The sequence below is a fragment of the Anaerococcus tetradius genome (assembly GCF_947087635.1).
Taxonomy (GTDB): Bacteria; Bacillota; Clostridia; order Tissierellales; family Peptoniphilaceae; genus Anaerococcus; species Anaerococcus tetradius.
This window is the reverse complement of record NZ_CAMUDP010000008.1, coordinates 71623-82163: the sequence shown is the minus strand read 5'-3', so window position 1 is coordinate 82163 and position 10541 is coordinate 71623. Positions and strand designations below refer to the sequence as shown.

Here is a 10541-nt window from a genome sequence, read left to right as displayed (position 1 = left end):
CGTGGAGGTTCTTCTAATGATATTGGGACGATTTATTCATTCTGCAACAGCCCCTTTGTGTTTTATTCAATACAAAAGAGGTCGTAAGATTTTTTTTCTTAGGACCTCTCATTCTCTTCAAATCATCTTTTGGATTTTACTATAAGCATTCATTAGGATTAGACCGAATATTGAATTTACAACCATAGCTACTAAGACTACTGGCATAGATGGAATGAAGAGATTTAATTGTTTAGTTATGCCAAGAGCTATGGTCAAGAAAGTAACTCCACTAATCAAAGTTCCTAGGGCAAAGATAAATACAGTTTGTAACTTTGTTAAGTCCCTGCCAGTTCTTTTTAGAATATAAAAAACTACAAGGGATACTATCATCTTTTCCACAAGATTTGGAATTTGTCCTCCAGGAAAGTTAGTTGTAAGGGCACTCATAACGCCTCCACATAGGCCTACCAAGATAGCTTCTTTGATATCTTCTGATATTATAAGTGATATAAACATCATTGATAAGAGAAAGTCTGGTTTAATGCCGCCAAAAATTGGTGGTACCATAAAGTGCATTACAAGTCCAAGTGCCATAAAGATTGCTGATAGGGTTAAGTTTCTAGTTTTCATAATTTCCTCCTTATTTTTAAAAACAAAAAAGCCCGCTCCATATAGGAGCGAGCCAAAGCCCACGGTGCCATCCCTTTTGTCTAAAAGACATCTTTAGATACATACATATCCTATCCCTATAAGGTGGGAACACCCGCCGGCTACTAGAATTCACCTTTGATCTGATAGATCCATTCACAAGTTAACATCCAGAAATTTTCATCAACCATTTCCTTTCTGTAGGATAGTTAATCTTCTTACTACTTCTATCTACGATTATTTTTACTATAGTATAAATATAAATCCTTTTTTATCTTTTGTCAAGTTTTTTTAGAAAAGTGGTCCTAAATATCTTAGGATAAATATTACAGCTAGGACGTAAATTAGAGGAGATACCTCCTTGCCCTTGCCTGTAAATAACTTGATTACTGCATAAGAAATCATACCGAAGGAAATACCTTCTGCTATTGAATAAGTTAGTGGCATCATTAAGATGGTCATAAAAGCTGGGAAGGCTTCTGAAATATCAGAAAAGTCTATTTCCGCAACTGTAGTAATCATAAATAATCCAACTGTAACTAGAGCTGCTGCTGTAGCAGCTGATGGAATTATTGAAAAGATTGGGAAGAAAAAGGCTGAAATTACAAAGCATCCTGCTGTAGCAAGAGCTGTAAGACCTGTTCTACCACCTTCAGCAACTCCTGATGATGATTCTACAAAGGTTGTTACTGTACTTGTTCCAAGGACAGCTCCACAGGTTGTGCCAACGGCATCAGCTAGGAGGGCTTTTTTGATTTCTGGAAGATTTCCATTTTCATCAAGCATCTTAGCCTTAGTTGCAACTCCTGTAAGGGTTCCTAGAGTATCGAAGATATCTACGAACAAGAAGGAGAAGAGGACTGAGAACATTTCAAAAGAGAATATATTTGAAAAGTCTAGTTTGAAAAATACTGGCTTAATTGATGGTGGCAAGGAAACTATGTGAGAATCAGGGAAGTGTGTAACTCCCAAAATTAGAGATAGAATAGTAGAGATGAGTATGCCCCAAAGTAGGGCTCCCTTAATCTTTCTTGCTGTAAGAACTACCATAATGATAAGAGCAAAGAAAAATATAAAGCAATTAGCACTAGTCAATTCACCTAGGGATAGGGAAATTTGTCCTAATTTGATAACACCTGCATTAATTAAACCTATTTCTGCTATAAATAAACCAATACCAACTGAAACTGCTTTTTTTAGATTGATAGGAATAGAGTTAAAAATTGCTTCTCTAACACCTACTAGTGACAACAACATAAAGATAATACCTTCCAAAAATACTGCTGTTAAAGCATATTGCCAAGGCTTACCCATTTGCATAACAACTGTGTATGTAAAAAATGCGTTAAGTCCCATACCTGCTGAAAGAGCGAATGGAAGATTAGCATAAAAGGCCATCATTAACATGGCTATAACACTTGCTATGATTGTTCCAGTAAATACTGCACCGTAATCCATACCAGCTTCTGAAAGAATTTGAGGATTAACTGCAAGGATATATGACATGGTCATGAAAGTAGTAATACCAGCCATAATCTCTGTCTTGGTGTCTGTCTTGTGCTTTTGTAATTTAAAAGCTTTTTCGAAAAAAGAACTTCCTGTCATTTTTTTCCTCCTTTATTACTTTTCTCATTTAAATATATACCCCAATTTTATAAAAGATACATCTTCTCTTTTAATTTATTAAAATCTACATTATAATAGTCATAGGAGGAAGTTTTGACGACTAAAAATATAATACAGCTGATTTTGATAATCTTGGGCATTATTTTTTCTGCCTTCTTTTCATCATCAGAAACAGCTCTAACTAGCATTAATACATTTAAAGTTAGACAAATGGAAAAAAATGGGGTGAAAAACTCCAGCATACTAAAAAAATTAATCACCAACATCAGCAAGGTCCTTACTACAATCCTTATAGGAAATAATATTGTAAATATAGTAACGACAACTATTGCGACAGTGTTTTTTACTGATGTGTTTGGGGCAAAGGGGGCGGTAATATCACCTATTGTTTTAACCATAGTTGTTCTGATTTTTGGAGAAGTAACACCCAAGAATATAGCTGCAGCTAATTCCGAAAAGCTCGCCATAAAGGTTGCAAAGGCAATTAGGTTTTTTAATATCATCCTAACACCCCTATCTTTTGTGCTCGGTCTTATTACAAATTTCATAGTCAGAATCTTCGTTACAGAAAATGCCGGAAGTGATAGGGTTACTGAGGAAGACCTAAAGACTATAGTCGATGTTTCCGAGGAACAAGGAGTAATCAATAACGAAGAAAGCGAGATGATTAATAACGTTTTCGAATTTGGTAATTCTGATGTATCAGACATTATGACAGCTAGAACCAATATGGAGGCTATATCTGTCGATATGCCACTAGAAGAGTTAAAGAATTTCCTTAAAATTTCAAATCATTCGAGAATTCCAGTTTATGGCAAAAATATAGACAATATTTTGGGTATCTTACATATGAAAGATCTTGTTAGCCATTTGGCCCAAGACAAGGATCTTAATATAGCAGATGTTATTAGACCTGCCTTTTATGTTTATGATAATATGCACATTTTTGATCTTTTTACGACCATGAGAGGGGAAAATCTATCCCTTGCTATAGTTATTGATGAGTATGGAGGAACAAGTGGTCTTGTAACTATCGAAGATATAGTAGAAGAGCTGGTTGGAGAAATTGACGATGAGTATGATTCAGCCTATGAAACGATTTATAAGATTAATGATAAGGAATATCTAGTAAATCCTTCTATTCATTTGAATGACTTCAATGATTATTTTGACACTGACCTTGAGGAAATCAAAAACGATTCGATAGGGGGCTTTGTAATAGATAAGCTTTCGAGAATCCCTAAGCAAGGCGATAGTGTAAGGGTAGGAAATATAAACATCATGGTTTTGCAGGTGGACAGGTACAAGATTGAAATGCTTAAAGTGAATTTTCTATAAGGAGTAAAGATGAAAGAAGTAGTTTATATCACAGGACACAAGAATCCAGATACGGACTCCATAATGAGCGCCATTGCCTACGCTGATTTGAAAAATAGGCTAGGCGAAGTAAAAGCTATTCCGATTAGGCTTGGCAAGCTTAACCCAGAAAGTAAGTTTGTCCTCGATTATTTTGGGCTTGAGCCTCCAAGGCTTAAAGAATCAATCAAATTGCAGGTTAAGGATTTGGACATAGATACAGGAAATATAATTGATCCTTCTATAGCCATAAGGTCTGCTTGGGATATCTTCCAAAAGGGTGATGCCAATTCCTTATCGGTTGTAGATGCTGATGGCAAAATCGTTGGCATAGCTTCCTTATCGAATATCACCCGTGCCTATATGGATGTGTGGGATGATAAAATCCTAGGCCGTAGCAAGACTCCAATTGATAATATCATTGACGTTTTAGCTGCAAGGATAATCTATCTACCAGATGACCCTCGTGCCTATGATGGTAAGATGACAGTCTTTGCTATGAATGATGACAAAGGGGCTAACCTAGAGGATATTTTTGTGGAAGGTGATATAGTTATTTCAGGAAATAGGGATGACTATTATGAATATCTCCTAAATAAAAAAATTGGACTCTTAATCCTTACCCATGGGGCTTTTATGACAGAAGATATGATTGAACTTGCCAAGAAAAACAAGGTTACAGTTCTTTCAACCGAATACAATTCCTTTATGACAGCAAGGCTACTTCCTATGACAATTCCTGTTAGCCATGTTATGACTAAGGAAAATTTGATTTATTTTACTACTGAAGATAATTTGGATACAGTAAGGGATGCCATGGCCAAGTCTAGATTTAGGTCCTATCCAGTTGTTGATTCATCAGAAAGGATAGTCGGCTCTGTTTCAAGGTATCATTTGATTTCTTCTGCCAAGAAAAAACTTATCCTAGTCGATCACAACGAGAGAAATCAGTCAATTGATGATATAGAAGAAGCAGAAATTCAAGAAATCATAGACCATCATAGGGTCGCTAATATCCTTACAACAGGCCCTGTGTTTTTTAGGGCAGAGCCAGTAGGTTCTACTGCAACAATTATTTCAGAGATGTATCTAGAAAGTGGTATTAGACCAAGCAAGCAAATAGCAGGTATTCTTTGTGCAGCTATGATATCCGACACTCTTTTGTTTAGATCTCCGACTACAACCGAAACAGATAGGAGAATCCTCGATAGGATGAGTAAGATTGCTGACCTAGACCCAGAAGCCTTTGCTGATAAGATGTTTAGGGCGGCTACATCCCTAAAGGGGAAATCTGCAGGAGATTTGGTTGAAGGCGATGTAAAAACTTTTAATATAGCAGGAGAGGACTTTAGGGTAGGTCAAGTAATGACTATGAATCCAGAAGAGCTTATTCCAATAATGGAAGACCTAAAAGATTTGATGGATAAGAAAATTAAGGCCAAGAACGAATCAACCTTTGTTCTAGTCCTAACAGATATCTTCAATGAAAGAAGTGAACTCTTGGTAGTAGGTGATCATTTTGAATCCATAAAAGAGGAATTTGGAGAGCTAACAGAAAAGGGCACTATCAACGCACCGGGGGTTTTAAGTAGGAAGAAGCAAGTAATTCCAAGAATTACAGCAGCAGTTATAGCAGATAAATAAGATAGAAGGCTTTTGTAATATTTTACAAGGGCCTTTTTTGGGGGGCAATAATGGAAGAATTAGATTTGTATGATGAAAATAGGATAAGGACTGGAAAGACTTACATAAGAGGAGATGTCATGCCAGAAGGCACTTATAGGCTAATTGTTCACTTGTGTATATTTGACGATAGTGGAAGGCTACTTATCCAACAAAGGCAAAAAAGCAAATCCATGGGAGGACTTTGGGATATAACTTGTGGAGGAGCTGCGAAGGCTGGAGAATCTAGTAAAGAGGCAATAGAAAGAGAATTAGGAGAAGAGCTGGGTATCAATTTAGATTTTTCAAAGAAAAGACCAATTCTTACAGCCAATTTTCAACATGGCTTTGATGATTTCTACCTAATTAGAGAGGATGTCGACCCTAGAAAGCTCAAGCTTCAAAAAGAGGAAGTGGAAGCTGCTAGATGGGCAAGTTATGAGGAAGTGATGGACTTAATCCAAAAAGAAAAATTTGTAAAATATAAGAAAAACTTCATAAAACTTCTCTTTGACTTAAATTGTGATTATAGGATAGTAGAGATATAGTATTAGAAAATAATTTAGCTTTTAATTGCAAAGAAGTTTTTCTTTGTGTTATAGTATAAAAGATAAGGAGAATTTATGGAAGAAAATAAAGTAGTAAAAAAATCGTCGTTAACTCGAAATATTTTGATAGCACTTGTTTTAGCTATCGTTATCGGCTTATTAATGCAAAATCACTCTGGCTTTCTAAATTCATACATAAAGCCATTTGGAGATATATTTCTTAATCTAATCAAATTCATAGTAACACCTATAGTATTTTTCTCAATTATAGGAGGAATAGTCTCCATGAAAGACATTAGAAAAGTCGGTGAAGTTGGAATATTTACCATTATTTATTATTTCCTAACCACTGCTTGTGCTTTAATTATTGGTCTAGGCTTTGCTAGAATATTTAAAAATATATTTCCAATAATTGCAACAACAAACTTGAAGTTTGAAGTCCAAGCTAAGGTATCTTTCATGGATACCCTAGTAAATATTTTCCCTAAGAACTTCCTAGCCCCAATGGTTGAGGCCAATATGCTCCAAATTATTGTAGCTTCACTTGTAGTAGGAATTTCTATTTTATTAATAGATAAGATTAAACAGGATAAGGCAATTGATGCAATAGAAGTTCTTAATGCAATATTTATGAAGTCTATGGAATTAATAATCGAGCTATCTCCCCTAGGAGTCTTCTGCCTTTTAGTTCCTGTTATAGCATCAAATGGGCCAAAAATCATAGGCTCTCTAGCCTCAGTCATTCTTGTAGCTTATCTTGCCTACCTAATCCACGCCCTAGTTGTTTATTCAACAACTGTAAAGCTTTTGGCTAAGATTAGTCCCCTAGAATTTTTCAAAAAAATGTCGCCAGCTATAATGTTCGCCTTCTCATCAGCTTCATCAGTAGGAACCTTGCCAATTAATATCAAATGTTGCAAGGAACTAGGAGCAGATTATGATGTAACAAGCTTCGTCCTTCCCCTAGGAGCGACGATCAATATGGATGGTACTGCAATCTATCAAGGTGTCTGCGCTATCTTTATAGCATCTTGCTACGGAATCGACCTAAGTCTTGGTCAAATGCTAACCATAGTCTTAACAGCAACTCTTGCTTCAATAGGAACAGCAGGAGTCCCAGGAAGTGGTATGATAATGCTTGCCATGGTTCTACAATCAGTAGGACTTCCAGTTGAAGGAATAGCCCTAGTAGCCGGAATAGACAGGATATTTGATATGGGAAGAACAACCCTAAATATAACAGGAGATGCAACAGCAGCTGTTATAAATACTTATAGGCTTAGAAAAAAGGGTAAAATCGCATAAAAGCTTAAGAGTTATTCTTGATCAATTACAAGATTAATAAAAAAAGGCCCCTAATCATTGATACTATCATGAATAGGGGCGTTTTTTTGTGCAAAGTATGCTGGACGAAAATCCTAGGCGAATTTAAAATAAAAAAACCATCAGCCTTAGCCGATGGAAATTTTATTTATTGAGTTCTGCTAGTAGGTAGTCGCAGTCCATTCCATGCACCATACAAGCTTCTTCTAAGCTTTCGTATAGGGAAGATGGACAAGCTATACAACCCATACCTGCCATCAAGAGTGTGTTGATAGCTTCTGGTTTTATTTGGATTATCTCGCCTATAATCATATCACGAGTAATTTTCTTCTTAGCAGTTGTGTCTGTTGTTTTGTTTTCTTCTAAAGCCATAGATAGACCTCCTTGTTAGTATTATTTTACTATAAAAATTTATGTATTCAAAGCAGTTTACTAGGGATTGTTTTATTATATAATATATACAGGAGGATATATGAAAAATCAAGAAAAAATATTAGATGAAATAATGGAAGATAGAAATAAATTACTAAAAATAAATAAGGAGATAGAAGGGATTAATAAGTCTATTCCTTTTTGGAAAATCTTTGCGATTCCCTTATTTATATCTTTGCTTGTTTTTGCTCTTAGTTTTAAATTTTCTTTTACAGATAGCCAAAGAATAGGGATATTTATGGTTTTATTCGCCCTTACCCTGGTGATATTTACGCTAAATACTAGGAAGAACATAAGGATACAAAAGGATATCTTGATAGATGAGAGAAAAAAACTCCAGCACAAAATTTTTGAAAAGACTAAGCTTATGGCAAATGAGGAAAATAATAGTGAGAACAGTTAATTATTCAAAAACAGAAGAAAGAATAAATATAATAAGCCATTGTATTGGATTTATCCTAAGTCTTTTGCTTTTTATACCAATAATTGTTTCTAAAGCAAGAGAAGGGGAAAGTATGATGGTTTTGGCATGGTCGGTATATTTTTCTGCAATAGCGATCATGTTTTTGGCATCAAGTCTTTATCATTCGATGACTAATCCAACGGCACGTCTGATTTTTAGGGCTATTGACCATGGGGTAATCTATTTAACCATAGCTGGTTCCTATACACCGATAATTCTTTTGGCAGTTAATTCCTTGTTTGGAGTTGTGATTTTTATTTTGGTTTGGATTCTTGCCATAGCTGGGATCATAATGAATATTATTGCCTTTGCCATTGGAAAAGAAGAAAAAATAAGTAAGGCGTCTATGATAATTTACATAATTATGGGTTGGATATCCTTGTTTTTGATCTACGATATCTTTAAGAAACTGGGGCCTTCTTATCTTATTTATCTATTTTCTGGGGGAATCCTTTATAGTGTAGGAGCTTTCTTCTATTCAAAGAAAAATCTTAAATATAATCATGCAATCTGGCATATTTTTATAATATTTGCGACTTATGCAATGTTTTTAGCTAATTTCATCTACCTTACTTGATATTGAAAAGCTAAAGGGGGCTAGTATAGTATTAGCAGTCAGAGATTAAGAGTGCTAAGGAGGAAATATGAAACAAGAATTTAAAGCGGAAGCTAAAAAAGTCATGGATCTTATGATTAATTCCATTTACACAAACAAGGAAATTTTCCTAAGAGAGTTGATTTCAAATGCTTCAGATGCACTAGACAAATTATATTATCAAGACTTAAAGAGTGATAATTCTACAGATAAGTCTGATTATTATATAGAGCTTATCCCAAATACGGAAGAAAGAAGCCTTATTGTAAGAGATACTGGTATAGGAATGAATGAAAAAGACCTAATCGAAAATTTGGGTACTATAGCTAAGTCAGGAATTGAGATTTTTAAGAAGTCTGTGGAAGATGCTGATGTCAAAGATCTTATCGGTCAATTCGGTGTAGGTTTTTATTCAGCCTTCATGGTAGCAAGTAAGATAGAGGTTTTGACCAAGAAATTTGCAGATGACAAGGCTTACTTGTGGACTTCAGAAAATGCTGACTCCTATGAGATAGAAGAAGCCAGCAAAGAAGGTCATGGAACTGATATCAAGCTATTTTTTAAGGAAAGCTCAGAAGATTTCGATTATGACGAATTTTTAGACCAATATAGACTTAAAAATCTAGTAGAAAAATATTCTAACTATATCAGATACCCAATCAAGATGCTTGTGACTAAGACAAGAAAGGCAGAAGATTCAACCGATGAGGATCCAAAGTATGAGGACTATAAGGATTATGACATCCTAAACTCAAATAAGCCAATTTGGAAGAAGAATAAGTCGGAGCTTGAAGATAAGGATTACATCAATTTCTACAGGGAAAGCCACTACGGCTTCGATGAGCCAATTTCTTGGATACACTTTTCAGTAGAAGGACTCGTAAGTTTTAAGGCCCTACTTTATATACCAAAGAAGGCTCCTTTCGATTTTTATTCTAAGGATTACAAAAAAGGCCTTGAGTTTTACTCCCATGGGGTTAAAATCATGGACAGGTCAGAAGACCTACTTGATGATGCCTTCTCTTTCGTTAAAGGTGTTGTAGACAGTGATGATATCAGCCTAAATATTTCAAGAGAGACCCTCCAACAAGATAGGCAAGTTCGAGTTATCGCTAAACAAATCAACAAGAAAATCAAGCAAGCTCTAGCTGATTTACTTAAAAATGACAGGGAAAAATATGAATCCTTCTTTAAGGAATTTGGCAATAGCCTAAAGGTATCAATTTATGAATCCTTTGCTGCTAACAAGGAAGACTTGGAAGATCTCTTGCTCTTTTATTCAAGAAAAGAAGATAAGCTAATAAGTCTTGCTGAATACAAAGAAGCTATGAAATCAACAGATGAGGATATACTCTATGCAGTTGGCGATAGCCTTGAAAGAATCAAAAATTCACCAGCCCTAAGCCAAATAGACGAAGATAGAGATGTCCTCCTCCTAGACGAAAAGCTTGATGAGTTTTTAATCAAGATGCTAAAAGATTATAAGGACCTTCCTTTCAAGTCCATTAATCAAGTAGAAGAAAATGAAAATGCTGATGAGGATGAAAGTGATAAGAAATTAGTAGACTTTGCCAAAGAAAACACCCCAGATGATGTAGTCGATGTTAGATTTACTGATAAGATGGGAGATATACCATCAATGATCAAGCAAAGGGGAGAAGTTTCTATAGAAATGGAGAAAACTCTCAAAAATCAACCTCAAGCTATGGGTATCAAGGCAGATAAGGTTCTTGAGATAAACAAGGAAACTAGGGCCTATAAGCTACTTGCAGAAAATATAGATAAGGATAAAGATAAGGCAAAGATGATAATAGACCTCTTACTAGATCAAGCAAGGCTAATGGAAGGCCTCGAAATAGAAGACCCTGTTTCTTATACAAAAAATATATGGAAATTAATTTAGGAG

The 10541-nt window shown here is 35.3% G+C and carries 10 protein-coding genes; 7 read left to right on the top strand and 3 right to left on the bottom strand.

Translation table 11 applies throughout. The features are described from left to right. Nucleotides 1-117: 117 nt before the first annotated feature. Together P6936_RS04160 and P6936_RS04155 are read right to left on the bottom strand one after the other, a co-directional pair. Nucleotides 118-612, bottom strand: coding sequence for a tryptophan transporter (locus P6936_RS04160; RefSeq protein WP_276880925.1), 495 nt, complete (start codon nucleotides 610-612; stop codon nucleotides 118-120). A gap of 309 nt (nucleotides 613-921) precedes the next feature. Further along, a complete protein-coding gene (locus P6936_RS04155; RefSeq protein ID WP_276880924.1) occupies nucleotides 922-2235 on the bottom strand; it encodes an NCS2 family permease in 1314 nt (437 codons plus the stop codon). A 114-nt stretch (nucleotides 2236-2349) separates the two neighbouring features. Between P6936_RS04155 and P6936_RS04150 the strand changes: the two genes are divergently transcribed. The 4 genes from P6936_RS04150 (at nucleotide 2350) to P6936_RS04135 (ending at nucleotide 7127) form a co-directional block, all read left to right on the top strand. Further along, a complete protein-coding gene (locus tag P6936_RS04150) occupies nucleotides 2350-3594 on the top strand; it encodes a hemolysin family protein (RefSeq protein WP_276880923.1) in 1245 nt (414 codons plus the stop codon). Between the two features lie 9 nt (nucleotides 3595-3603). Then, on the top strand, nucleotides 3604-5256 hold the full coding sequence (locus P6936_RS04145; RefSeq protein ID WP_276880922.1) for a putative manganese-dependent inorganic diphosphatase: 1653 nt from the start codon (nucleotides 3604-3606) through the stop codon (nucleotides 5254-5256). A gap of 50 nt (nucleotides 5257-5306) precedes the next feature. Continuing rightward, complete coding sequence (locus tag P6936_RS04140; RefSeq protein WP_004837039.1) at nucleotides 5307-5822, top strand: NUDIX hydrolase; 516 nt, start codon at nucleotides 5307-5309, stop codon at nucleotides 5820-5822. A gap of 75 nt (nucleotides 5823-5897) precedes the next feature. After that, entirely contained in the window at nucleotides 5898-7127 is a 1230-nt protein-coding gene (locus tag P6936_RS04135; protein ID WP_276880921.1) for a dicarboxylate/amino acid:cation symporter, read from the top strand. Nucleotides 7128-7289: 162 nt separating this feature from the next. On the opposite strand, the gene P6936_RS04130 is transcribed toward P6936_RS04135, so the two are convergent. Then, nucleotides 7290-7517 carry a DUF1858 domain-containing protein gene (locus tag P6936_RS04130; protein ID WP_004837042.1) on the bottom strand — a complete coding sequence of 76 codons (228 nt, stop codon included), beginning with the start codon at nucleotides 7515-7517 and terminating at the stop codon, nucleotides 7290-7292. A 100-nt stretch (nucleotides 7518-7617) separates the two neighbouring features. On the opposite strand from P6936_RS04130, the gene P6936_RS04125 reads away from it, so the two are divergent. The 3 genes from P6936_RS04125 (at nucleotide 7618) to htpG (ending at nucleotide 10538) form a co-directional block, all read left to right on the top strand. Then, complete coding sequence (locus tag P6936_RS04125; RefSeq protein WP_276880920.1) at nucleotides 7618-7980, top strand: hypothetical protein; 363 nt, start codon at nucleotides 7618-7620, stop codon at nucleotides 7978-7980. Continuing rightward, a complete protein-coding gene (trhA, locus tag P6936_RS04120; RefSeq protein WP_276880919.1) occupies nucleotides 7967-8617 on the top strand; it encodes a PAQR family membrane homeostasis protein TrhA in 651 nt (216 codons plus the stop codon). The genes P6936_RS04125 and trhA overlap by 14 nt, the downstream gene beginning before the upstream one ends. 67 nt (nucleotides 8618-8684) lie before the next feature. Then, nucleotides 8685-10538, top strand: a complete 1854-nt coding sequence (htpG, locus tag P6936_RS04115) for a molecular chaperone HtpG (RefSeq protein WP_276880918.1) — start codon at nucleotides 8685-8687, stop codon at nucleotides 10536-10538. The last annotated feature ends 3 nt before the right edge of the window (nucleotides 10539-10541 follow it).

Excerpts from the sequence above, each read along its gene's own strand:
- P6936_RS04135 (WP_276880921.1), top strand. The coding sequence starts at position 5,898 with ATGGAAGAAAATAAAGTAGTAAAAAAATCGTCGTTAACTCGAAATATT.
- P6936_RS04145 (WP_276880922.1), top strand. The coding sequence starts at position 3,604 with ATGAAAGAAGTAGTTTATATCACAGGACACAAGAATCCAGATACGGAC.
- P6936_RS04130 (WP_004837042.1), bottom strand. The coding sequence starts at position 7,517 with ATGGCTTTAGAAGAAAACAAAACAACAGACACAACTGCTAAGAAGAAA.
- htpG (WP_276880918.1), top strand. The coding sequence starts at position 8,685 with ATGAAACAAGAATTTAAAGCGGAAGCTAAAAAAGTCATGGATCTTATG.
- P6936_RS04155 (WP_276880924.1), bottom strand. The coding sequence starts at position 2,235 with ATGACAGGAAGTTCTTTTTTCGAAAAAGCTTTTAAATTACAAAAGCAC.
- P6936_RS04160 (WP_276880925.1), bottom strand. The coding sequence starts at position 612 with ATGAAAACTAGAAACTTAACCCTATCAGCAATCTTTATGGCACTTGGA.
- P6936_RS04140 (WP_004837039.1), top strand. The coding sequence starts at position 5,307 with ATGGAAGAATTAGATTTGTATGATGAAAATAGGATAAGGACTGGAAAG.
- P6936_RS04125 (WP_276880920.1), top strand. The coding sequence starts at position 7,618 with ATGAAAAATCAAGAAAAAATATTAGATGAAATAATGGAAGATAGAAAT.